The following is a 23,532-nucleotide window of genomic DNA, read 5'->3' as shown; positions in this document are numbered from 1 at the left end:
GCCCCGAGGCCCGCCACATGCGCGGCCTCGAAGCTCGTCACCAGGCCTCGGTAGTCGGTGGGGGGACCACCGAACAGGTCGCCGATACCGGGTACTTGGTCGAATGAGGCGAGGTAGTCGGGGTAAGGGAAGTGTAGGAAGCGCACGCGGCCGAGCTTTGCGTCCACAGCCATCGCCCAGGGATCGCACTGGCGGTATGCGGAAGTCTGCAGGTAGGCCTCGTCTACGTCGGGCGTAAGAGGCATACGCTCCCAGTCGCCTTCACGACGCCGCACGATGGTGTGCGCGCGGAGCCAGGGGGCGAGGTCTGCGGAGACGCGAAGTTGGAGGTTGCGAACCCGAGCCTCGTCTTGCCAGAACTTCGCGCCGATGCGCAGTTCGGCGTCGCCACGAATGCCGGGAAGCCCACGGAATTGCCAGCCTGTATCCTCCTGACCCTCCACTTCCCAACCAGGTAAAGGTGACTCGGACCCCCTCTCCAACCCTCCGCCTTCCGCTCCGCTCCAGGGGGAGCGGGTGAGGACCTTCCAGCCAGTGGAGGCGGTGCAGAGCGTCGCCCCACCGATACCTAGGACGATGGCGAGTACCGACAGCCAGCGGATCAGCATGTGTAGAACGGTTCGCCCGAAGCCCGTATACGTCCTCTGGAGGCAGGGAGCATTGGACATTCGACGAATGACCCAGCGTGACTAGCAGCATGACACCGCGCCAGAGGGTGCTGACCGCACTCGAGCGCCAGGAACCCGACAGCGTGCCGTACGAACTTCCCTACGGCAGCTTTACCCCCGCACTGATGGAGGTGTTCCGCAACGAGACAGGTGCCGACGACCCCGAGGAGTACTTCGCTTACCCGGTGCGCTCCGTCTCCTTCGGCTGGCCGTCGGCCGAGGAGCGCTGGCGAACCTATTTCGCCTACTACGATAGCCTCCCGGAGGGAAGCAGTATAGGTGGGTGGGGCGAGGCGCAGGTACCCGGCTCCATGTTCCACTTCACGCGCCACGTGGCGCCGTTGCGAAACGCCGAGAGCGTCCGAGCTATCGAAGAGTATCCGCTGCCCGACTTGGAGGCACCCCGCTTCTGGTCGCACTTGGCAGAGGATGTGGCGGCCTTGCATGCTCGAGACCTGGCAAGCATGGGCGAGCTTGGTTGCACGATCTTCGAGACCTCTTGGGCCATCCGCGGCCTGGAGGAGTGCCTGATTGACATGCAGTGCAGGCCGGAATTGGCGGAGGCGCTGTTCGAGCGGGTCACGCAGGTTCGCGAGCGGCAAGCTCGACGCTATGCAGAGGCGGGGGTGGACATTCTCCGCCTGGGCGACGACATCTCGGGGCAGAACGGGATGATGTTTAGCGTGGACCTGTGGCGACGGCTGCTGAAGCCTCGCCTAGCGCGCGTGATCGCCGCAGCACGCGAGGTAAACCCGGACATCATCGTGTTCTATCATTCGGACGGCAACTGCGCCGACGTCGTGAGCGAGTTGGCGGACATTGGTGTGGACGTGCTGAACCCGGTGCAGCCGGAGTGCATGGACCCAGCAGCGATGAAACGCGAACACGGGCACCGGCTGGCCTTCTGGGGCACCATCGGCACGCAGACCACCATGCCGTTCGGATCGCCCGAGGACGTGATGGAGGAGATACGGGTGCGGATGGAAACCGTGGGGTGCGGCGGCGGGTTGCTGCTTGCCCCCAGTCACATTTTGGAGCCCGACGTGCCCTGGGCGAACGTGCTTGCGTTCTTCGAGGGCATCCGGCGATACGGGAACTACAGCTGATTCGCGCTTGCTGCACCCTGCGTCAGTATTCGCGTATATAGTTATTATGCAAGAGGGCAGGGTAGAACGAGGCACGGGAGGGAACATAAGATTTTTGGGACTGGCTGTCGTTGCAGTGGCGGCCCTCGTACTTGTGATAGGTCAGGCCACCAAGCTACCGAAGGCCGGAGACAAGACCCCGACCTTCTCGGTTAGCACCATGGACGGGAAGACACTGTCGTCCACCGACCTAACTAAGCAAGGACCGGTTCTTCTTCTGTTCATCGGGCATTCGTGCCCCACGACGCATGTGGTCTTCAAGCACTACAACAAGCTCGATGAGCAGATCGCGGGGTCCGGGATCAAGCGTTACATGGTGTTGGATGCGAAGGCCAACGCCGCCAAGTCGTTCGTGGCCAAGCACTCAGCCAAGATCCCGGTGCTGCTGGACCCCGAGAAGAAGGCGTTTCGCGCGTTTGGTCTGACGAAATCGCCGGCCACTGCACTGCTGACGAAAGGCGGCAAGGTAGCGAGGTTCGATCTCGGTATCAGCCGCTCCATCTTGACCGCGACGGCTACCGAGGCGTACAAGCTGACTGGCAAGAACGCTCCGAAGTTGGACTTCGCCGAAGCCCCCGCCAACACGACTGTGGGGTGATCGCTGTAAGCTGGTGCCCTCCGTGAGAGGGCCTTCGCTCGACGGGCCGCCGTCCGTCCGGACGGCGGCCCGTTGTCTGTGCCGACGGGTATTCTTTTCGCCGTGCACCCCTTGCTTGCTTGCTCCGAGACCGTGGTGTTCGATCTGGACGGAACGCTGGTCCTCTCGCACATCGAGTTCCCCCGCCTTCGGTCCGCGGCCATCGCCCTGGCTGATGACGTCGGATACCCGATTGAGACCCTAGAAGGCTTGGACAGCCTCGCGATTTCTTACCGTGTCTCGGAGTGGCTACCGACCGCACACCGCGAGGAGTTCCTACGCCGTGCCTTCGAAGAATTCGAGGCTATCGAAGGCGAGTATGCAGATGGCGTGTCGTTACGAAAGGGGGCCTTAGATCTGCTGCGTGCCCTCGATGACTTGGGTCTGGCGGTGGGGATCGCGACGCGTAACAGCCAGCGAGTAGCGGAGAGAATGGTGCGAGACACCGGCTTGCCAATCCAAGTGATCGTGGGGCGGGACCGAGTGTATCGAGTGAAGCCGGAGCCCGAGCACGTGTGGGCGGTCGTGGACGCTCTGGGAATGCCCCGACGAAACCTTTGCGTGATCGGAGACCACTACATGGATGTTCGCGCAGGCAAGAACGTCGGTGCGGCTACCGTGGGGGTCATTCCCGTGGGTGGCACCGCCGAGTGGTTCTCCCCGTGTCCGCCGGACGTGATCGTCAGCGAGCTGACCGAGCTGATCCCCGAATGACCTCCGTCCTGATCGTAAACTGGAACACGCGCGAACTGCTTGCGGAGTGCCTCGGGTCGCTTCCTATAGGCTTCGGCGGCGAGGCTCACGAGGTCTTAGTCGTGGACAATGGCTCGACCGACGGTAGCGTGGCGATGGTGAGGAAGAGCTTCCCCGAGGTCCGGCTGGTCGCGCTTGCGGGCAACCGTGGATATGCGTCCGGGAATAACTTAGCGGCGGGCAAGGCGACGGGCGACGAGCTCATGTTCCTCAACGCCGATACGCGGCTGCGTCGAGGATGTGTCGAGGCTTTACGGATGCGCCTCTATGCGAATGCGAAGATAGCCTTGGTTGCACCCAAGCTGATCCTGCCGGACGGCAGCGTCCAGGCTTCTTGCCGAGGTTTTCCCTCGCCCCTGAGCGTGGCAATGGATGCGATAGGTTTGGCAGCACTGTTGCCCCGTGCGTTCGGCTCCTACCGCATGCGCACGATGGACTACGGCGTTGCCCAACGAGTGCCGCAGCCGATGGCCACGTGCTGGCTGATGAAGCGCTCGGCATGGGAGCGCGTCGGTGGTTTCGACGAGCGGTTCCCGATCTTCTTCAACGACGTGGATTGGTGCCGGCGTGCGGCGAACCTCGGACTGGAAGCCTGGTACGAACCGGCTGCCGAAGTGGAGCATGTCGGTGGGGCGTCTACCCGGCAGGTGCGTCCGCAGATGGTGTGGGAATCGCATATCTCGTTGCTCAGGTACTATCGGAAGCACCTGCCATGGGGGGCGGGTTCGCCGATGTACTGGATCGTCGTGCCACCGGTGATCCTCGGCGCGTTGGTGAGGGCCAAAGGATGGCATGACGGATTTCGACCTGACCGTGACCATCGCGAGCTGGAACACCCGTGAGCGTCTGCGGGACTGCCTGAGCTCATTAGTTGCGCTCTCGGACGAGGCGCGAACTCAGATCATCGTCTTTGACAACGCCTCCTCGGACGGGAGCCCCGGAATGGTGCGCGAGTGCTTTCCACAGGTGACCTTGCTCGAGTCCGAAAAGAACCTCGGCTTCGGCGCGGCGCACAACCGCGCGATGGACGCAGGATCTGGCAGGTACTTCCTCGCACTCAATCCGGACGCGATCGTGAGGCCTGGCACCCTAGCGGGTCTGGTGGCATTCGGCGATTCGCATCCGAGGGCCGGGATTATCGGACCGCGCATCGTCAACCCGGACGGCACGTTGCAGTACTCCTGCAGGCGATTCCCCACCATAGAGGCAGCGCTCTTTCGCAACACTCTCCTCGGTAGGCTATTCCCCAAGAATCGCTTCACAGGGGACTATCTGATGCGTGACTGGGCACACGACGAGCCGAGGCAAGTGGACTGGGTGTCTGGGGCGGCGATGATGGTACGGGCCGAGATGCGGGCCGATATCGGCGGCTTCGACGAGCGCTTCTTCATGTACTGCGAGGACGTGGATTGGTGTCTACGTGCGCATCAGGCGGGCTGGGAGGTGTGGTACGCACCGGTCGGCGAGATAGTGCATGTGATTGGCAGTAGCACCGACCAGGTCGCCAATCGCATGATTCGCATGTTTCACCACAGCATGTGGCTGTACTACAAGAAGCATGAAGTAGGAAAGGTCTCGCCATTGCTACGACCCTTGGTCCCGCTCGGACTGTGGTTGAGGGGCTCGCTGTTCATAACCAAGAACCGGTGGGATGCGTTCGTTCGGTGGCTTCGGAAATGAGGCCGCGCATCGAGTGGTGGCTGGCCGCAGTAGCGCTGTTCCTTGCACCGTTCGTTGCGTCATACTTCGCCTACGGACTGTGGCCTGCCGAAGGAGTCGATGTACTAACCGGATTGCCATCGGGGTCTGCGCCAGAGTTGGGCCACCTGCTCGTAGGTGCTCCCATCCTCGTCGCCTTCGTCGTTGCGGCGTGGCGAATGCCGGTATTCCGGCTGCCTACCATGCCACTGCTAATCACCTTTCTGATCTTCTGGGTACTACTCGTGCTATCGCGGATCGGGACAGTATTTCCTGCAACGGTATCCGCGGAACTGGTTCGTTGGTCGGTATGCCTCTGCACGATGCTGGTAGTCACGGGGGTGACGGGACGCGGCCGTTACGCCTTGGCTCTCGGCGCTGTGCTCGCGCTAGCAGGAGCCTTAGAGGCGCTGTGGGCAGTGAGACAGTATCTGAATACCTTCCGAGACGTACCTAACTGGCGGGTATTCGGCACCTTCTTCAACCCCGACTTCCTTGCAGGTTACCTGGTCATGGTCGCACCGCTAGCCATGGCGTTCTTTGCGCGAGCGGAGCGGCTTCGTGCCGTGCTGACTGGGCTGTTAGCGTTTCTTTGCTTGGCCGCAATCGTGTTGACAGGTTCACGTGGGGGCCTACTATCTCTTGGCCTAGCTACGCTCGCATTTCTACTGTGTGCGTGGTGGAACCGAGAAGCAGACCGACGCTTGCTGCTCCGGAGTGGTGGAATCCTCGCAGGAATAGCGTTGCTGTTCCTGGTTCTGCAATCGCAGGGCGGCCCCGCACGTGTGATTGCCGCGGAAGGCCAAGGGGAAGGGCACTCCGCTGCCTTCCGACTCCACCTCTGGCAGGACTCGGTACGTATGGTGGCGGCCAGGCCGTTGCAGGGGTTCGGGCTCGGATCGTTCCCGTGGGCGCGCGGACCTTATGGCTCGGTTGGCTTCACGCGACTTGCACACAACAGCTATCTGCAGGTGGCTTCGGAAGCGGGTGTGCCTGCGCTCCTGGCACTGTCTGTCGTGGGTGGTATGTGGTTTCTGCGAGTGGGGCGCCGTGAGGCAACGCCTGTGACGGACAAAGACCTCTTCCTCGGAGTGAGTCGCCCGCTTCTACGATCTGCGGTGCTAGCTGCGGTTGTGGGCGCGGGGGCACACAACGTTATTGACTCCGACCTGTATCTGTTCAGCCTCAATCTCACGCTCTGGTCTCTGTTAGGTCTCGGGCTCTCACTCGCAGTAGACGGCACGACGCCCGTGTTGCTGCCGAAGCGCAGCTTTGCACTGGGTGCGACGGTCATCGTAGCAGTGCTGGGGATCGCGCTCGTGACGCGTGCGATTGCCAGCCTCATAGCGGTGCAGGCGCAAGCGGCACTCGAGTCGGGTGACTATGCCGAAGCGAGGCGTGGCTTCGAGGCTGCGCTGGCTTGGGCGCCGAATGACAGGCGATACTTGGTGGCCGCGGGTCGCCTTGCCTTGGCAGCCCGGGAAGAATGGACGGCGGCTCGGTACTTCCGCCGAGCGATGCGTAGTGAGCCGTCCGCCGAAGCGTTCACGGCGATGGCGTTGGCGTACCTGGCTATGGGTGAACAGTCGGGGGCAGCAGACATGTTCCTTCTGGCAGCACATGCAGACCCCTATTCACTCGAAGCGCTTCGCGGGTTGATGAGGACACGCAAAGCACTCGGCGATGGTGATTGGGTTGCGGCGGCAGAGCGCATCGTGAGCCTTCGGTCCTCGACGCACGCCACGGTGCGTGCAGTGCCGGAAATCGTCGAGACGGCGTACGCAGAAGCCGATGCTGCGCTCGGTGAGGCTGCCGAGCAGGAAGGAAATGCCGGAAAGGCACTCGGGCACTATCGGAGGGCGTTCGAGGATCTCGTCCGATTCTTGCGCGTAACCTATCCGATGTCGCTCGAGAGGGGCCGGTTCGCTCCGGTTCGGGAGGAGCGTGCGGAAGAGGTGCTCGACCTCTACTTCGAGACCTTGGCCAACCTGGTGCGGCTGACACCCTCTGAGAAGGAACGTGCGGGACTCCGCAGGACTGCACTAGACGTGGTCGAAAGCTTGCGGGACGTGTTCGAGCGCACGAAGCGTGTCGAAGATTGGGATCGCTTCCGAGAGCGGACCGAGGCTGTGCTTGGGTCCTAGACTCACTCCTGGGCGAGCACTACCACCGGGTGCAACTTCGAGGTTCGAAACTCTGCAAGGGCGACCATCTTGTGCTGCTCGTTCAGGATGCAAACGTGCTTGGATTGCGGCGGCCTACTCGGTCGCACCGGATTGCCATGAAGAAGCGAAACGAGACCTGCTGGAGCCGGAGTGAACGCATCGAGGTGAGAGAGGGCGTCACGGCACGGTAGCAGCGGAGTGCTTTCTGATATCTCGCTAAGCGGCACTGCGTCGGCAATGTCGAATCTGCCGCACGCAGTTCGCGTCAGCGAGGCGAGGTGCCCGCCCACCCCGAGAGCTACCCCAATGTCGTGGCACAGGGTACGCACATACGTCCCCGAGGAGCACTCGCACGTTAACTCTGCGCTTGCGGTCCGCCCTGGTTCGAAGGCATGGAGCGTAAGGGAGTGGATAATCACGGTGCGAGCCGCCCGCTCGACCTCCACCCCGCGCCTGGCCATCTCGTAGAGTCGCTTGCCGCCGTGATGGATCGCAGAATACATGGGTGGAACCTGCTGGATCTCGCCGCGGAATGTGGATAGCACGCGCTCGACGTTCTGGTGCTTCAGGGCGGACGCGTCGCTTTCCTTGGTCACAGCTCCCTCGGCGTCCTGGGTGTCCGTCGCAACGCCGAGTGCCAGGCGAAACGCATATCGCTTGGGCTCCATAACCAAGTAGGGGAGTAATCGAGTGGCCTTGCCGACGGCGATGACCAGCACCCCGGTAGCCAGAGGGTCGAGCGTGCCGCCATGCCCGACGCGCTTCGTGCGTAGCGAGCGCCGAATGGCTGCGACCGCATCGTGCGAACTGATTCCGGAAGGCTTGTCTACGACAAGGAACCCGTCCACTTCGCAACCTCGGCCAGCGTAGTCTTCACCGCGTTGTCGAGCGACCCGTCGAAGGAGCAGCCCGCGGCGTTCCGGTGACCACCACCACCCAACTTGTGTGCGATGGCGGCAACGTCCATCTGTCCTTTGGAGCGAAGGCTTACGCGGACCTTCCCAGGACGGGCCTCGCGAAACAGCACGGCCACCTCGGCATCCTGTATCGCCCGCAGGTGATTGACGATGCCATCGGTGTCGGCATCAGTGCAACCAGTCTCCTCGAAATCGCGGAGTGCGAGCGCCGACCAAACGGTCTGCCCGTCAGCGGAGCGCTGAAGGCCCGCAAGCGCTCGCCCCATGAGCTGCTGGGCCGAGAAGCTGCGGTTTTCATAGGCGTGCTCGAAGATGGACGTGAGGCTGGCTCCGGTGCGAACCCACTTTGCGGCAAGCTCGAGGTGATCCGGACGCGTGTTTGGAAAGCGGAATCCTCCCGTGTCGGTGATGAGACCTGTGAGAAGGGCAGTTGCCATGTCAACAGTGAACGGCACGTCCATCTCGAGAATCACGCGGTATGCGATCTCGGAGGTCGAGGCGGCAGAGGTATCTATCACGCGAACATCGCCGACTGCATCTTGCGGCTGGTGGTGGTCTATGGTCACCAATCGTGGCAGTGATGAGAAGTAGCCGGCAAGTTGGCCGAGCCGCCCCATTCCTTCCAAGTCCACCAGCAAGCCGAGATCTGCCTCGAAGCCCTCGGGGTCGTTGCCAAAGCGCTCCGATGCGGGCAGGAACCGCAGGTTGTCGGGTACGGCATCGTGGCATAGCAGAATGGTCGTTTTGCCAAGAGCATCCAGGGCAAACGACAGAGCGAGCGCGGAGCCCATCGTGTCGCCGTCAGGGTTGACGTGACAGCCGATCGCAATACGTTGCGCTCCTCGCAACACCTCGGCGGCATCTGTGGGTGTGTTCACTCCGTATCGCTCCGAACAGCGTCTTGGATGAGTTTCGTCAGGCCGACGGCGCGCTCGGTGCTGTCGTCGAGGACGAACACGAGGTGGGGCGTCCGCTTCATCCGCATCGCCTTTGCCAGGTGATGCTGAATAAATCCGCTTGCGTGCTGCAAACAGGCGATGGCCTCCTGTTGCTTCTGCTGCTCTGCGAACACCGATACGAAGACACGCGCCGTCAGCAGGTCGGGAGTGACCTTAGCGTGCGTCACTGTGGCCAGGCCCAGGCGAGAATCAGACATCTCTCGCGAGATGATGATTGCCACCTGATGCGCCAACTCGGCTTCCACTCCTGGCAGGCGTTGTTTCATCTTTGCATCCTACAGAAACTCGACATGGAGGTCCTCGAGCGTCACTCGCGGGTCGCCCTCTAAGAGCCGAATCGCGTCTTGCAGTACCGCTTCGGTGACGGGTTTGCAGTTGGTCACCGCGGCAATCGCCAGCTCAGCCCGACGATAGGTGTTCAGCGCCCCGACCTCTGAGATGGATACGTTGAACTTGTGCCGTACGTGAGCCACGCCACTCCGGATGATGGCGCGTTTTTCCTTGAGCGAGCTTGTCGCGGGGAGGGCTAAGCCGACGAATGCTAGCCCGAGGTGAGCGGCCATGCTGATGTTCTACCCCAGAAACGAAGCATCCGGCCCGTGTGGGCCGGATGCTCGCGATCAACCTTCCTTACCTTGGGGGGCAGATCTGTCTACCCTTCTGTTATTCATCTGCCTCTGCCGGCTTTGGCTGTGTACACGACCGGAACACAAGACGTCCCCGCTCGGTCCGAACGGGTGCCGGACTAGTTGAAGAAACCGGGGAGCCTACTCGGCAATCTGCCGGTAACGTTCTTGATGGAGTTTGTTCGATCTCCAAAGCGTCTTACGCTAGAAGCTTCCCCGATGTTCCTTCTCTGACGAGGGTTTGTGCCATCCTTGCGCTGAAAGGTACAGAGAAGAAATGCCGGGTACCACGGAATCCCGCAGCGAACCTAGCCGTCAGTAGTCCCAGTCTATGTCGGTAATCTCCTTAGCATGGCGCTCTATGAATGCGCGCCGCGGCTCCACCTTGTCGCCCATTAGCTTGCTGAATATCTCCTCGGCGCTCTCGCTGTCCACCTCCGGATCGTACTGGACTTGAAGAATGGTGCGGCTCTCGGGGTCCATGGTCGTCTCGAACAGCTCCTGCCCGTTCATTTCGCCCAGACCCTTGAAGCGCGAAACGGTGCAGGTCTTGTTCTTGGCCCGCAAGGACTTCACGATGGCGTCCCGGTCCTCTTCGCTCGCGGCGTAATACCGCTCGTCCTTGCCGGCACGAATACAGAAGAGGGGCGGTTGCGCGATGTAGACGTGGCCCTCCTCTAGGAGTGGTCGCATGTAACGATAGAAGAAGGTCAGCAGCAGGGTACGGATGTGCTCCCCGTCCACGTCCGCATCCGTCATGATAATGATTTTGTGGTAGCGAAGCTTCTTTAAGTCGAAGCTGCCGTTCTGAGACTCCTCCTCCACTCCGTTCGAAGATGTGTGCGAGTTGGCGATGCCGGTCCCGAGGACGGTGATCAGACAGCGGATCTCCTCGTTGGCGAGCGCCTTGTCTATTCGCGCCCGCTCCACATTGAGAATCTTGCCTCGCAGCGGTAGCAGCGCCTGTGTGCGTCGGTCACGGCCCTCTTTGGCAGAGCCGCCAGCCGATTTGCCCTCGACTAGGAACAGCTCGCACAGGCTAGGATCGCGCTCGATACAGTCCACGAGCTTGCCAGGCATGGAGAGGTGTTCGAGACCACTTTGTCGGCGAACCAGTTCGGCGGAGTGGCGCGCCGCTTCTCTAGCTCTACGTGCCACGAGACCCTTCTCCACGATTTTGCGCGCTATGGACGGGTTCTCGTCGAGGAATTCGCCGAACGCCTCGCCGACCGTGGAATTGACCAGGCCCTCGACCTCGAAGTTGGTGAGTTTGATCTTCGTCTGCGCCTCGAATTGAGGATGCTCGAGCTTGACTGAGAGCACGGCGGTAATGCCGTCTCGGACGTCGTCACCGGTGAGGTTGAGGTCCTTGTCCTTCAATATGCCCGTCTTGCGGGCGTAGGCGTTGATCACCCTGGTGAGCGCCGTCTTGAAGCCGCTCAAGTGCGTGCCGCCCTCCGTGGTGTTGATGTTGTTGGCGAAGGTGAGGATCAGCTCCGAGTAGCTGTCGTGATACTGCAGGGCGACCTCGATCTCCACATCGTCCCGCGTGCGCGAGAAGTGGACGACCTTGTGGAGAACGTCCTTGCCTTCGTTCAGGTGCTCTACCAGCTCGCTGATGCCGCGCTTGTGCCGGATGGTGATCGGCTCTTCGCCGTGTAGCTTGTCGTGCCAGACGAAGGTCAGCTTGGGGTTCAGGTACGCGAGGTCCCGAATGCGTGCGAGCATCAGCTTGGGGTCGTAGCGGTGCTCCTTGAAGATGGTCTCGTCGGCACACCATGTCACCCGCGAGCCGCGCTCCTTGCACTTACCCAGCTTCTGCAGTGGCGTTACGGTTACGCCGCGTTCGTATCGTTGCTTGTATAAGGTTCCGTCACGGCAGACCTCGACTTCGAGCCACCTGGATAGCGCGTTCACGACGCTGACGCCCACGCCGTGCAGCCCGCTCGAGACCTTGTAACCGCGGCCGCCAAACTTGCCGCCAGCGTGCAGCATGGTCATGACGGTCTCGAGCCCGGAAAGGCCGGTCTCCTCGTGAATATCAATCGGGAAGCCGCGGCCGTTGTCTCGGACAGAGCACGTACGCTCGTCGATCAGGGTGATCTCGATGCGGTCACAGAAGCCCGCGAGAGCCTCGTCCACCGCGTTGTCCACCACTTCATTGAAGAGCTGGTGCAGCCCTCGGATATTGGGGTCGCCGATGTACATCGAGGGTCGCAGGCGAACGCCTTCGAGCCCCTGAAGTACCTCGAGGTCTTGGGCCGTGTAGCTGGCGTCCGCGTGGGTGTCTAGCTGGCTGTCCGCTCCGGCATCCATGCCTGCGGACTGCTCGCCGATCTGCTCGTTCTGGGCATTCTCGGCGTCGTCGGGAAGAGCCGTCAAGCTGTTCACTCCTGTTGAAGTTCGTATACCGATTTTACCCTGTGCGAGGCCACGAAAGCAGCCGTTTTGGCCCGATTCGGGAGCCATGTCTGGGTATCCCGAAGTACGCCGGGCCACCGAGCAGGCGTCTATAATGCAGGCGTGATTCGTGTGCTGTCGCTCCATGCTCGGATGCCCTTCGGCGGAGCGGAACGGGTGATTGAAACCGTCGCTCGCGGCCTGTCCGGCGAGCGATTCGGCTTCTCATTCTCCACGCTTTACGATGAGGGGCCGGTCGGAGCTCTGCTGCGTGAGGCGGGCTACTCCGTTACGGCCCGCTTGGCGAAGGTGCGAATGGACCCCTTGATCTACCTCCGGCTCAGGAGACTCCTGCGAGAGCAGAAACCGGACTTGTTGCACGTTACGGATTCCACGCTGCCCCTCTTCTGGGCTGGTGCGCTGCGACGAGCGGGGCATGCACCGCCGCTGGTGATCGCCGTTCACTCGATGGGTCACTATGAGGGAAGCCGCCGTTCCTGGCTGTCAAAGAAGATGGCGCTTCCGGTGGCGAGCGCCGTCGTTTGTCTCTCGGAGGCCCACAGAGACTACGTGATTCGTAACGATGGGGCACGGCGGGAAGCCGTTCGGATCGTGCCGGTGGGAGTGGATGTCTCGCGCTTCGCTCCTCCTGAAGCGAAGGATGCGGCTCGGGCCGCCATGGGATTCGTTCCGGACGCCCTCCATGTCGGCATCGTGGGCGCCCTCCGGCCGGAGAAGAACCACGAGATGTTCCTTCGAGTTGCCGAGTCGGTGCTTGCCCTGCATCCGCAGGCACACTTCCATGTCGCAGGGGATGGCACACGGATGGAACATCTTCGGAGACTCTCCACGGATTTGGGACTTGGCGGCAGTGTTACCTTTCACGGGGCGGTGCGGGATGTCGCACCGATGGTGGCTGCCTTCGACGTTCTGCTGCTCACGAGCCACCTAGAGGCGTTTCCCCAGGTTCTGCTCGAGGGAATGGCGTGTGCCGTACCCGTGTGCGCCACAGACGTGGGTTGCGTGCGTGACATAGTGGAGGACGGGCTCAACGGATTCGTTTCGCCGCCAGGCGATGTGGAAGCGATGGCCGCGAATGTGGCGAGACTGCTGGGAGACCAGAACCTTCGGGTCCAAATGGGCGCCGCTGGACGCCGGGTCGTCGAACAACGATACACTCGGGAGATCATGATAGCCGGGTACGGTCAGGTGTTCGAAGAGGCGTGCACTTCCAAGCGATTGGAGGGGAAAGGTTGATGTGGCCGTTCTCCAAAGGTCGGAAAGGGAAGGAGAAGTTCCGCAAGGAGCAGTGGGGCATCGCGGTCATCTACCCCGAGGCGGAGGCTCCTCCACTGCTCTCCATTGCGAACAAGGCAGGCTCCAATGGAGCGATCCCGGGCTACATCGTCCCTCTCGACAAGACGCCGGAGCAGATTGACCTGATGCACGCGAGACTGGAGCATGGCGACTTTGGGGTGGTAACGACGGATCGCAAGACTGCGCTCTCCATCCGGGTCGCGCCACTAGACGCCGTGGCGGGTGCAGCCCAGGAGACGCGCGACAACTCCCCGGACTCGAGCAGGCCAGTGGGCAGGAGAGTGGCCTCGATCCTGGAGCAAGAGCCCGTCATCGCAGCGCTTCGCATCTCAGAGCCCGGCCCGAACCCGGACGCAGCGTGCGGCCTCATGTATCGTCTGGGCGATCGCATTGCGGTTCAGAGTGCGGGGGTGATGCGAGACGTGGGTGTGAATCGCTGGTGGGATGCCGGGGAGTGGACGCAACTCGAGGAGAGAAGCCGCGAGCACCCAGCGTTGCTCTTCTGCACGGTGCCGATTCTGCCCAGCGAGTCTTGGCCGGGGTACTGGGCGGCCACCTTCGGGCTGTATCGGTTCGGAAAGCCGGAGCTGGCAGTGCTACTTCGCGATGAGAGCAGTAAGACGGCGGCTGTAAGCTTCTTGCTGGGTATGGCGTCCTACGTGATTGAAGGTCAAACAATCCTGCCCGGGCAGACTGTCGGGGGTGACGAGAAGCCGCTCCTGCGTGCGCATGCAGCAACATCCGTACCGCATGCTCTGCGAAGCTGCGAGGTGCTGGAGCTGAGGCCTAGCGCAGCGCCGGAAGGCGGGCCACCCTATGCGGACGAGGCGGTGCGCGAGATTATCGGACCATAAGCGGGCGGTTGGGAACCCAGGCGAGGCAACGAGCGTTCAATAGGTACGCATGTCCTCCTTTTCCCATGCGAGGTACCGAAAGGTATCTAAGCAGTCGCCCTATCGCTCCGGGTAGGGCGACTTTTCATTTGTGCCCGGGGTGGCTGTTTTTTGTGCCCGCTCTTCGGCCTGCTCCTGCTCGAAGACCTTCACCGCTTCGAGCATCTCCCGTACCGCCTCGGCGCGGCTTACAACGGCTTCGTCCAGCGGGTCCTTCTCATTTTGCTCGACCGCTCGCTTGATCGCGAGGATCGCTTGGCTCATAAGATTCATGCCGAGTACCCTACGAGAGTGGCTAGCACGATGTACAGCAGGCGGCGGAAGCTGGTCGAGATAGCTGCATAGGTTGTTGGTTCGACCGAGTAGTGTGGCGATTCGAGCGCTCAGGTCGAAGCTATCGGTCTCACGAGTCCTGAGAGCCTCTGCGTGTAGTTCCTCGGTTTCCGCTGCGAGCTGTGCCGCGAGACCAGTGATAAGGGCTGCGAGTCGGTCATATCGCTTGGCCGCGGCCGAAGGGTCGGCGGACATGCCGAGCGCCACGGCTGCGTCGTGCTCACGCAAACTGCCGGCGAAGTCACCTTCCATAGCCAGCACCTCGGACAGGCCCCAGGCGATGTCTGGGTCCTTAGGGGCAAGTTCGCGGGCACGGCGATAGAGGCGTTCGGCCTCCTGAGGAAGCAGGCGGGCAATCTGCACCTCGGCTAGTCCGACCATCGCCTCGATCCAATCCTTGTCCTTGTCGAGCATCTCTCGATAGGCCACTTCGCTTTCTCGTAGCCGTCCGGCCTGCATGAGAGTGCGGGCATAGGCAAGTTGCGTGGAACGCTCCTCTGGCATCAACGATCGAGCACGAACCGCTTCGGCGACCGCCAAATCATGAAGTCCGAGTGAGCTGTACACCGAGGTCAACGTGGCACGAATCTCGGGGTTCAAGGGGTCGCGGTCCACAGCGGTGCGTAGAAGGGAAGCGGCCTCGGCATGGTCGCCTCGCTCGAGAGCGGCCTTTGCGTCGCGCAGAGGCTTGTTCTCTCGATCAGCGGGCGGAGTGGTGATGCCGGATCCCGAACCAGGGTCCACAGGCGGTAGTGGTGGCTGGCTCTCCTCGGCAGCGAGAGGGCCGTTGACGAGCTGCAGGGCTATGGTTCGCGCTGCAGAGGCGGCGGCCATGTCGAGGTCCAACTTGGCGGGGGTTGCTGCACTGAAACTCTGTTGGACCGGCCCCCACACTGGTTCGCGCGCACCATGTCGGTGCAACTCGCCGGAAACTTGAACCGCATCGCCGACGACCTGTGCCGCCACGATGAGCACGTATTTGCACTCCAGCGCTTTTGCGATGTCGGAGATCTGTTGCCGAGAAGGTGCTGCGAACGCCTCCTTCAGCTTCCCCTGTGCGATGGCAAGCTGCACGAGGCGGGATTGCGGTGAGTAGATGATGGGCAGCACCTTGCCTGTTTGATCCAACTCCTGCTCCAGCACGCGCACGATGACGATGTTCGGGTCGGTTTCTGGAGAGGCTGCCGAACGTTCTTGGTGGATAAGCAGGCGTGGTTGCTGCCCCAGGACGGCGGTTGCCCAGAGCAGCCATGCCAGGACGACCGTTTGCCGCAAGTCCTATCCTCCCGCCCGAACCGCACGGAGGCCAGCCCGACATGCAGCGATGCCAGCCTGCGCACCGTTGACGTCGTACCCTGAGCGGGCCTGTGCGTCGTAGGCTTGGATAGCCTTTTCATAGGCCGCCGCCGCATCGTTCATCTGGCCCAGCCGGTAGTGGCAGAGGGCGATCGCCTGGTAAATCCTGCCGGGAAAACGCGCACCGGGCAGAGCCTTCCGGTAGGTCTGGATCGCCTTCGCGTAGTCCGCCTGCTGCTGCTGTGCTTGCGCGATCCTAAGGTAGTTCAGCGACTCCTGGTCCTCGCTCGGGCCAGTCGGTGCGCTTCCCGAGCCGCTGGGAGGTGTCACGGAGACCTCGATAATGGACCTTGGTGCTGGTGGACGGGTGTCGGTGGACGGCGGAGAGGGCATGACCGCGCCGCCTGGCTCGGCCGGCTGTGTTGTGGTCCCAGCGATGTTCGTGTCGTTGTTCGCCGAGCCTTCGCCGCCGATTATCGGCACGATCGGCGGTAGCAGCGCGCCGGTGGGGGCGGACGCACCGGGTGCGACGGTGACAGGTTGCGAGGTTGCGGGTTGCTGTGCGGCCTCGGGACGATAATGGTTGATGGGCGGAACACCAGGCGTTTGGCCCGTCGTCGGTACTTGAGCGTACTCGCGGGAGGTCTCAGTGGCTGCAGGCCGGCCGTTCATCTCGCCTGCCTGGGTCTGCTCGGGTCTGTCGCGGAAGACGATCAGGGTGAACGCCAGTGCGCACACTAGGAACACGATGGCGGTGAGACTTGCCGCGAGCAAAGGCGAGCCTGTTGGAGTGACCGGGCGCTGCACCCGGTAGGTCGGGTAGCCGCGTCGAGCCCGCAGCTCCAATAAGCGCCGCCGGTCCGGCGTGCTGTCCGGGTTGAGAGTCACGAGCTGCTCGAGAGCGTCAATCGCCTGGTCAAGGTCGCCGGTTCGCTCGTGCACCAGCGATTTGAGTGCGAGTGCGGAGGTGTTGGCGGGGTCCGAGCGGAGAATGCCCTCCGCGGCAAGCAGCGCCTCTCCTGTGTGTCCGGCGTCCAGCGATGCGTAACCGTCGTTCAGCAGTTTCTCGAAGTCAATGACCTGAGTAGGGCGAGGCGACAGGAGACGCCGACCGCACTTTCTACAGAAAGCGCTGTCGTCCGGATTATCCGCCCCACAGTGGGTGCATCTCACGATCCACCTCCGGTATCGAACAACGACTCGGCTTCGGCAGGAATCTGCACTCCCAGGTGTCGGTACGCGTGCGGGGTTGCACAACGTCCCCGCGGCGTTCGATTCAGGAAACCGAGCTGAATAAGAAACGGCTCATACACGTCTTCGATTGTGCCGGCATCTTCGCTGATGGCGGCCGCGAGGGTGTCGAGACCAACCGGCCCACCGCCGAATTTGCGGATGATAGTGGATAGCAACGTTCTGTCCACGCGGTCCAATCCGATTGCGTCCACCTCCAGCATTGCCAACGCAGCTTTCGCGACATCGCGCGTGATCACGCCGTCGGCGCGCACCTGGGCATAGTCGCGCACCCTCTTTAGTAGACGATTGGCTATGCGCGGTGTTCCGCGCGACCGGCCGGCGATCTCCTCGGAGCCGTCCGGCGTGCACTTCACGTCCAGCAATGCTGCGGAGCGCTCGACAATCCGCTTCAGGTCCTCGGGCTCGTAGAAGCCGAAATGGAACACCACGCCGAACCGGTCGCGGAGCGGTGCCGAGAGCAAGCCGATTCGTGTCGTGGAGCCGACGATCGTGAAGGGCGGCAAGTTCAGGCGGATGGCGTTTGCGCTGGGACCCTTGCCGATGACGATGTCCAGTTTGAAGTCCTCCATCGCTGGGTAGAGCACTTCCTCTACGGTGCGAGGCAAACGGTGGACCTCGTCAATGAACAACACCTGGTCTGGCTCCAGGTTCGTGAGGATGGAAGCCAGGTCGCCGGGTCGCTCGATGGCAGGGCCAGAGGTGACTCGGACGGGCACTCCCATCTCGTGCGCGATGATGTTGCCGAGGGTCGTCTTGCCGAGGCCGGGCGGTCCGTAGAGGAGCGTGTGGTCTAGCGGCTCACCGCGCGAGCGTGCAGCCTCCACGAAGATGGACAGCCGCTCCTTCATCTCCGCCTGCCCGATGAACTCCCGCAGCCACTGTGGGCGGAGCGAGCCCTCGCCCACGTCGTCGGGTTGCGGTTCCGGTGCCACGATCCTCTGCTCCAGACTGGAGCTCATATCGCCCATCCCCCCACTATCTCCGCGCAACTAGGCTCAACGCTTTCCGCACCAGGTCCTCGACGCTTGCGTGGTGGGAGCCACCGTCCGCCGCGGAAAGGGCGGCTCGGCGGGCCTCGGCCTTCGGATACCCGAGCGCGACCAGCGCAGCCTCTACATCGTCGATCTGTGAGGAGACTGATACTTGGGACACCGCCCTGTCGAGCAACGCCATCTCACCCATCTTGTCCGCAAGTTCGAGGACGATGCGTTGTGCTAGCTTCGGGCCGACGCCCGGGGCTGTTGTCAAGGCTTTGGCCTCGCGGTGTGCCACCGCCTTCGCGAGTTCCCCCGCCCCCATGGATCCGATGAGCCCGAGCGCCGTGCGCGGTCCCACGCCGCTGACGGACCTCAAGAGGTCGAACACGTCTCGTTCCACTGGTCCCAAGAACCCGTACAGGTCCCATTCGCCGTCATGGCAGACCAGTCGGATAAACAGATCCACTGACTCGGGGGCAACGCGCTCCACCGAATCGCTGACCGCCACTTCGTAGCCGACGCCGTTGACGTCCACTACCAGTCGTCCTTTACTGCGCTCGAGAACGGTGCCACGTAGCCTGGTGATCATGGTATTCAACCTGCCTGGATGGGGCAGGGACCTCCGATTGTAGCACCCGAGGCCAAAGGTATACTCCGGCTGCCCGAGAGAACCCCCAGGAGGTCATGCGATGTCAGCCATTATCGGTGTCCAGGGTCGAGAGATCCTCGACTCCCGCGGCAACCCTACCGTCGAAGTAGAAGTCCTGCTGGAGACCGGCGAGGTAGGCAGGTTCGCCGTGCCCAGCGGAGCTTCTACCGGAACGCACGAGGCGTTGGAGCTGCGCGACGAGGCAGAGGCTAGGTATGGCGGCAAGGGCGTGCTCACTGCGGTTGAGAACGTCAATGACGTCATAGCTAGCGAGCTGGTTGGCGAGGACCCTTTCGATCAGCGCGAGATTGACAGACTGCTACTAGAGCTTGATGGCACTACGAACAAGAGCAAGCTCGGTGCGAACGCAATTCTCGGCACCTCGATGGCGTGTGCGAAAGCAGCGGCCGAGGCAGCCGGTCTTCCGCTGTTTCAGTACCTGGGCGGTGTGAATGCCCACGTGCTGCCCGTGCCCATGATGAACATTCTCAACGGTGGCAAGCACGCGGACAGCAATGTGGATATTCAGGAGTTCATGGTGGCGCCGATCGGCGCGAGCAGCTTCGCAGATGCCCTTCGCATGGGAGCCGAGGTGTATCACTCCTTGAAAAAGGTACTGAAGTCTGAGAACTTGAGCACCTCCGTCGGCGACGAGGGAGGCTTTGCCCCCAACCTGTCGGATCAGCGTGCTGCCTTCGACCTGTTGGTCCGCGCCATCGAGCAGGCTGGGTACCGACCCGGTGAGGACGCAGTCATTGCGATTGATCCTGCCGCGAGCGAGTTCTACAAAGAGGGTAGGTACGTCTTCAAGACAGAGAGCGCGAAGACCGGCGAGGAGATGGTCGAGTGGTATGGGGCGTTCCTGCGCGACTACCCAATCGTGTCCATCGAAGACGGGCTCGCTGAGGACGATTGGGACAACTGGTCGAAGCTGACCGCGGCCTACGGAGATCGGTACCAGATCGTTGGTGACGACATCTTCGTGACCAACGCGGAGCGACTCGCTAAAGGCATCGAGCAGCGAACCGCCAACTCCATCCTCATCAAACTCAACCAGATCGGCACATTGACCGAGACGCTGGAAGTGATTGACATGGCGGTTCGCGCGGGCATGACCACCGTGATCAGCCACCGGAGTGGTGAGACGGAAGATGCGACGATCGCCGACCTCGCCGTGGCGGTTAACGCGGGTCAGATCAAAACTGGAGCCCCCTGCCGCTCCGAGCGCGTAGCCAAGTACAACCAGCTGCTGCGGATCGAGGAGAACCTGGGCGAGAGTGCGGTGTATGCAGGCAAGGAGGCTTTCCGCAAGTTCCGGCGGTAGTGATTCCGCGTGGCGACGTGCGTCTGTGGACGACGCACGCATCGAGAAGTCGTGCCCTGATCGCGCGCCTTCGTGGGGATCACGGGCAGTAATATTCCTACGTCATTCGTTGTTATTCGGGCTAAGGCGGGAATCAGCAGAGATCGTGGCGAGTTACGCGAGTGCCGCCAATGAGAAATGACACAGGTATGCGCGAGGACGACTAGACGATGATTGTTGCCATGACGCGCGGTGCTGACGATACTCTCGTCAGCGCGGTTGAGGAACGAATACGCAGTTACGGCCTCGTGCCGATTCGATTGCCTGGCGGCGAGCGCGTGGCCATCGGCATCGTCAGCGCTATCCCCACAGAGACGCGCGAGACCCTCGCCGAGACCTTGCAGGTCATGGATGGCGTGGACCACGTCACCCACGTCAGCCGTCCCTACAAGCTGGCCAGCCGCGAGTTCCACGCAGTAGACACGGTGATCAGCATAGGGCAGACCGAGTTTGGCGGTCGGCGTCTGGCCCTCATCGCAGGCCCTTGCTCCGTCGAGACCGAAGACCAGATGATGGCCGCGGCTCAGACGGTAAAGGCGGCCGGTGGCACGATGCTGAGAGGAGGCGCGTTCAAGCCGAGAACCTCCCCGTATGCCTTTCAAGGACTGGGCAGGGAAGGGCTGAAGATCATGCGAGACGCCGCGAAGGCGCACGGCCTCTCCACCGTCAGCGAGGTCATGTCGCCCGGCGACGTGGCGATGGTGGCAGAGCACGTGGACATGCTTCAGATCGGCGCCCGAAGCATGCAGAACTATCCGCTGCTGGTCGAGGCGGGCGCGTCTGGCCACCCTGTCTTGCTCAAGCGCGGGCCCAGCGCTTCGATTGACGAATTCCTGCTGGCGGCCGAGTACCTGCTATCGCGCGGAGCACGTGACGTCGTGCTGTGTGAGCGAGGCGTCCATCCCCTTGACAAGACCTACGTGAGAAACACTCTGGACCTGAACGCCGTGCCGGTGCTAAAGGAGATATCACATCTGCCGGTGATCGTGGACCCGAGCCATGGTACAGGGTTCGCTCGGCTGGTGCCGCCCATGGCCTTAGCCGCCGTTGCGTGCGGAGCAGACGGGCTGATCGTTGAGATGCACCCGAACCCGCGAGAGGCTCGTTCCGACGCAGCGCAGGCGTTGGAGCCGCCTGTGCTCATCGATCTCTTTAGGCAGGTTTCACGGGTGGCAGAGGCGGTCGGGCGAGAAGCTAGGCTTGCCGAATGACAGAAGGAGAAGGACGCCGGCCACCTGTCCCGCTTCAGGTGGCCGGCTGCGGAACTTTCCAGGCCGCTTTCCGCTAGTACCCGCTATAGGGGTTGCCCTCGCTGTCGTTCCCCGTTGCGCTGGATGATATCTTTCCAACGTCCGGTGACGTGGTGCCGTAGTTATACGCTGCGCCGCTGACCGGGTCGTTGTTGATCGTGGCCAGGTAGGGGCCTTTCCAGTGCGAGGCCACGATGCTCTTGCTCGTACCGGAGTCATCGAGCCCAGTCGCTGGTGCGCTAGTCGCCGTCAGAGCCGACAGACTGGCGGGCCACGCTCCCGTATCATTCTTGAACATCTCTACCGCATTCCGCATCAGTTTCAACTCGGCTCGGAGCGCCGCCTCCCTGCCGCGGAGTCCGGAGTTGACGAATTTCGGGAGAACCACCGCGGCTAGGATGGCGATAACAACTACAACCACCAGCACTTCGACCAGGGTGAACCCACTCCGAAACCTCTTCAACACCATCGCAAGCACCTCGTTCCTATTCGCTCCATCGAGCACATCGGTTCTATTCCACGTTCGGTCGGTCCATGAACATGTTGGTACCACAGCATTCCTGCGTGGTTTGTTCGTCAATCTACTGGACCGCCATCTCAATCGCCGTCTCCGGAGGAGGCTGCGTTGTGCCAATCGCCGATCCCGATGTCATGTAGACGAAAGGCTGCCCAGTAACGGGGTCGCTCTGCACCGCCGAGACGTAGGGGCCGTGCCACAGCACCGCGCGCAGCGGCACTCGCACCCCGGAGGGTAGCAGTCCGTTCGGCGGAGCGCTGGTCGCGGCCAAGTCGTCGAGTGAGGTGGGGAAAAGGTCAGTGTCCGTTTGGTATCGGGCGGTGGCACGGTTATAGATGTCAATCAGTGCCGCGCGGGCCGCGTACCTCGCCCTCACCTGTGCGTCCTGGAATTTCGGGATCACCACGGATGCAAGCACTCCCACGATAATCACCGTGATCAGCACGTCCACCAGGGTGAATCCGCGTCGGCGTCTCATCGGACCTGCCCTACGAGAGAGTAGATCGGCGCTATGACCGAGATGGTGATGAACCCGATGAACACGCCGAGCCCGACGATCATCAGGGGCTCGATGATGGATGTGAGTGACCGGAGCTTGTTGTCCACGTCGGCCTCGATGAACGCCGCGGTCTTTCCGAGTACAGCGGCCAGAGAGCCAGTGCGCTCCCCTACGGCGGTCATCTGGATGATGAGGTGAGGAATAGCGTCAGCCTCCCCCAGAGCCTCCGCGAGGCTTCGACCACCCTCTACACGGGAGGCGACCGACGTAAAGCTGTCCTCGTATACCGGGTTTCCGGTGACCTTGCCGGCGTGAGTCAGCGCTCGGAGCAGCGGCACATTGCACGAAAGCAGGGAACTGAGAACGGCGAGGGCGCGGGCCAACGCCACTTTACGCATGAGATCGCCTGCGATCGGGAGGCGCATCAGCCCCCGCGTCCAGTTCGTGCAAAACGGCCGCTCCTTCATCAGCCGTCGCCAGACCACCCAAAGAGCGACGCAAGTCCCAAAGATATAGGGCCACGCACCGTGCAAGAAACCGCTTACTGCGAGCAGTGCCTGGGTGCTTGTCGGCGTCTCCACTCCCATGTTCTCGAAGATCTTGGTGAACCTCGGGAGTACGAAGGTGATGAGCACAGCGGCGGTGATGACGGCAATGCTTAGAAGTAGCACTGGGTAAATGAGCGCGGATCGGACCTTGCGGCGGAAGTCCAGCGACTGCTCGATGTGCGAAGCTGCGGTGTCCAGCGCCGTGGGTAGACTGCCTCCCTCCTCGGCCACGCTGACGATGTCGGCCAAAAGCCCGGGGAAGACGCGAGGCGCAACGCGGATAGCTTCCGAAAGGCTTGCGCCATTTCGGATCTGGGCGAGGACGTCGTTCAACCCGCGGAGAATCGCCGGGTGCCGTGCGGCTTCGGCAAGCGAAGTGAGTGCTTCGGAGATGGGCACGCCCGCGTCAATCATGATGGCGAGCTCGCGACACAGCACCGCGGTGTCTTCGGGTTTCAGCTTTGGGCCAAATACGCCAATACCGGAAGACTCCGTCACGGGTCGCCGGCCTCTGGCGGCATGCGTTTGCGCCTCGACTTGGATAGATGCTACAGTCAAGCCGCGATATGCAAGCTTCCGAAGAGCGTCCTTCTCGTCCGACGCTTCGATGGTGTCCTGAACCCGCGCTCCACTGGTCTCGTACGCTTTGTAACGGTAGATCGGCATGG

23 protein-coding genes are annotated in these 23,532 nt (G+C 62.2%); 10 read left to right on the top strand and 13 right to left on the bottom strand.

Annotated elements, in window-relative coordinates; genetic code table 11:
- On the bottom strand, positions 1-608 hold a 608-nt coding region (locus HRF45_04345), incomplete at its 3' end, for a hypothetical protein (GenBank protein MEP0765756.1).
- Positions 609-685: 77 nt separating this feature from the next.
- Between HRF45_04345 and HRF45_04340 the strand changes: the two genes are divergently transcribed.
- From HRF45_04340 to HRF45_04315, 6 genes are all read left to right on the top strand, one after another.
- Positions 686-1,774 carry a hypothetical protein gene (locus tag HRF45_04340; protein ID MEP0765755.1) on the top strand — a complete coding sequence of 363 codons (1,089 nt, stop codon included), beginning with the start codon at positions 686-688 and terminating at the stop codon, positions 1,772-1,774.
- Between the two features lie 94 nt (positions 1,775-1,868).
- Positions 1,869-2,411: a TlpA family protein disulfide reductase gene (locus HRF45_04335; GenBank protein ID MEP0765754.1), complete on the top strand. Its 543-nt coding sequence runs from the start codon at positions 1,869-1,871 to the stop codon at positions 2,409-2,411.
- A 72-nt stretch (positions 2,412-2,483) separates the two neighbouring features.
- Positions 2,484-3,164, top strand: coding sequence for an HAD family hydrolase (locus tag HRF45_04330; GenBank protein MEP0765753.1), 681 nt, complete (start codon positions 2,484-2,486; stop codon positions 3,162-3,164).
- Positions 3,161-4,045, top strand: a complete 885-nt coding sequence (locus tag HRF45_04325) for a glycosyltransferase family 2 protein (GenBank protein ID MEP0765752.1) — start codon at positions 3,161-3,163, stop codon at positions 4,043-4,045. The genes HRF45_04330 and HRF45_04325 overlap by 4 nt, the downstream gene beginning before the upstream one ends.
- Positions 3,996-4,883, top strand: coding sequence for a glycosyltransferase family 2 protein (locus HRF45_04320; protein ID MEP0765751.1), 888 nt, complete (start codon positions 3,996-3,998; stop codon positions 4,881-4,883). The genes HRF45_04325 and HRF45_04320 overlap by 50 nt, the downstream gene beginning before the upstream one ends.
- Entirely contained in the window at positions 4,880-7,045 is a 2,166-nt protein-coding gene (locus tag HRF45_04315) for an O-antigen ligase family protein (GenBank protein MEP0765750.1), read from the top strand. The genes HRF45_04320 and HRF45_04315 overlap by 4 nt, the downstream gene beginning before the upstream one ends.
- A gap of 2 nt (positions 7,046-7,047) precedes the next feature.
- Here the strand turns inward: HRF45_04315 and truB are convergent, their stop codons facing one another.
- The 5 genes from truB to HRF45_04290 all read right to left on the bottom strand — a co-directional run bounded on the left by truB (position 7,048) and on the right by HRF45_04290 (position 11,884).
- The gene (gene truB, locus HRF45_04310; GenBank protein MEP0765749.1) at positions 7,048-7,914 is read right to left on the bottom strand and encodes a tRNA pseudouridine(55) synthase TruB; all 867 of its coding nucleotides are present in this window, start codon (positions 7,912-7,914) and stop codon (positions 7,048-7,050) included.
- Positions 7,893-8,861: a bifunctional oligoribonuclease/PAP phosphatase NrnA gene (locus HRF45_04305; GenBank protein MEP0765748.1), complete on the bottom strand. Its 969-nt coding sequence runs from the start codon at positions 8,859-8,861 to the stop codon at positions 7,893-7,895. Before HRF45_04305 ends, truB begins: the two co-directional genes overlap by 22 nt.
- Positions 8,858-9,208, bottom strand: a complete 351-nt coding sequence (gene rbfA, locus HRF45_04300) for a 30S ribosome-binding factor RbfA (protein MEP0765747.1) — start codon at positions 9,206-9,208, stop codon at positions 8,858-8,860. The genes HRF45_04305 and rbfA overlap by 4 nt, the downstream gene beginning before the upstream one ends.
- 9 nt (positions 9,209-9,217) lie before the next feature.
- Positions 9,218-9,505 (bottom strand): DUF503 domain-containing protein, encoded by a 288-nt coding sequence (locus tag HRF45_04295; GenBank protein ID MEP0765746.1) that lies wholly within the window; start codon positions 9,503-9,505, stop codon positions 9,218-9,220.
- A 378-nt stretch (positions 9,506-9,883) separates the two neighbouring features.
- The gene (locus HRF45_04290) at positions 9,884-11,884 is read right to left on the bottom strand and encodes a type IIA DNA topoisomerase subunit B (protein ID MEP0765745.1); all 2,001 of its coding nucleotides are present in this window, start codon (positions 11,882-11,884) and stop codon (positions 9,884-9,886) included.
- 261 nt (positions 11,885-12,145) lie between these two features.
- Here HRF45_04290 and HRF45_04285 point away from each other — a divergent pair, with 261 nt between their 5' ends.
- Both HRF45_04285 and HRF45_04280 read left to right on the top strand, forming a co-directional pair.
- Positions 12,146-13,225, top strand: a complete 1,080-nt coding sequence (locus HRF45_04285) for a glycosyltransferase (protein ID MEP0765744.1) — start codon at positions 12,146-12,148, stop codon at positions 13,223-13,225.
- A complete protein-coding gene (locus HRF45_04280) occupies positions 13,222-14,139 on the top strand; it encodes a hypothetical protein (GenBank protein ID MEP0765743.1) in 918 nt (305 codons plus the stop codon). Before HRF45_04285 ends, HRF45_04280 begins: the two co-directional genes overlap by 4 nt.
- Positions 14,140-14,238: 99 nt before the next feature.
- On the opposite strand, the gene HRF45_04275 is transcribed toward HRF45_04280, so the two are convergent.
- From HRF45_04275 to ruvA, 4 genes are read right to left on the bottom strand one after another with little or no spacing between them, the layout of a single operon-like run.
- On the bottom strand, positions 14,239-15,786 hold the full coding sequence (locus tag HRF45_04275; GenBank protein MEP0765742.1) for a tetratricopeptide repeat protein: 1,548 nt from the start codon (positions 15,784-15,786) through the stop codon (positions 14,239-14,241).
- Positions 15,787-15,789: 3 nt separating this feature from the next.
- Positions 15,790-16,980: a tetratricopeptide repeat protein gene (locus tag HRF45_04270; protein MEP0765741.1), complete on the bottom strand. Its 1,191-nt coding sequence runs from the start codon at positions 16,978-16,980 to the stop codon at positions 15,790-15,792.
- Complete coding sequence (ruvB, locus tag HRF45_04265) at positions 16,977-18,008, bottom strand: Holliday junction branch migration DNA helicase RuvB (protein MEP0765740.1); 1,032 nt, start codon at positions 18,006-18,008, stop codon at positions 16,977-16,979. Before ruvB ends, HRF45_04270 begins: the two co-directional genes overlap by 4 nt.
- Before the next feature lie 28 nt (positions 18,009-18,036).
- Positions 18,037-18,627 carry a Holliday junction branch migration protein RuvA gene (gene ruvA, locus HRF45_04260; protein MEP0765739.1) on the bottom strand — a complete coding sequence of 197 codons (591 nt, stop codon included), beginning with the start codon at positions 18,625-18,627 and terminating at the stop codon, positions 18,037-18,039.
- A gap of 100 nt (positions 18,628-18,727) precedes the next feature.
- Between ruvA and eno the strand changes: the two genes are divergently transcribed.
- Positions 18,728-20,011: a phosphopyruvate hydratase gene (eno, locus tag HRF45_04255; GenBank protein ID MEP0765738.1), complete on the top strand. Its 1,284-nt coding sequence runs from the start codon at positions 18,728-18,730 to the stop codon at positions 20,009-20,011.
- Positions 20,012-20,220: 209 nt separating this feature from the next.
- Positions 20,221-21,261, top strand: coding sequence for a 3-deoxy-7-phosphoheptulonate synthase (gene aroF, locus HRF45_04250; protein ID MEP0765737.1), 1,041 nt, complete (start codon positions 20,221-20,223; stop codon positions 21,259-21,261).
- Between the two features lie 73 nt (positions 21,262-21,334).
- Here aroF and HRF45_04245 read toward each other — a convergent pair whose 3' ends face one another.
- The 3 genes from HRF45_04245 to HRF45_04235 all read right to left on the bottom strand — a co-directional run bounded on the left by HRF45_04245 (position 21,335) and on the right by HRF45_04235 (position 23,530).
- A complete protein-coding gene (locus HRF45_04245; protein ID MEP0765736.1) occupies positions 21,335-21,769 on the bottom strand; it encodes a prepilin-type N-terminal cleavage/methylation domain-containing protein in 435 nt (144 codons plus the stop codon).
- A gap of 112 nt (positions 21,770-21,881) precedes the next feature.
- Entirely contained in the window at positions 21,882-22,295 is a 414-nt protein-coding gene (locus HRF45_04240) for a prepilin-type N-terminal cleavage/methylation domain-containing protein (GenBank protein ID MEP0765735.1), read from the bottom strand.
- Complete coding sequence (locus HRF45_04235) at positions 22,292-23,530, bottom strand: type II secretion system F family protein (protein ID MEP0765734.1); 1,239 nt, start codon at positions 23,528-23,530, stop codon at positions 22,292-22,294. Before HRF45_04235 ends, HRF45_04240 begins: the two co-directional genes overlap by 4 nt.
- Positions 23,531-23,532 lie beyond the last annotated feature (2 nt).

It is taken from the genome of Fimbriimonadia bacterium (assembly GCA_039961735.1).
GTDB lineage: Bacteria > Armatimonadota > Fimbriimonadia > Fimbriimonadales > JABRVX01 > JABRVX01.
The sequence above is the reverse complement of the archived record's forward strand: the minus strand, read 5'-3'. Positions and strand labels throughout refer to the sequence as shown.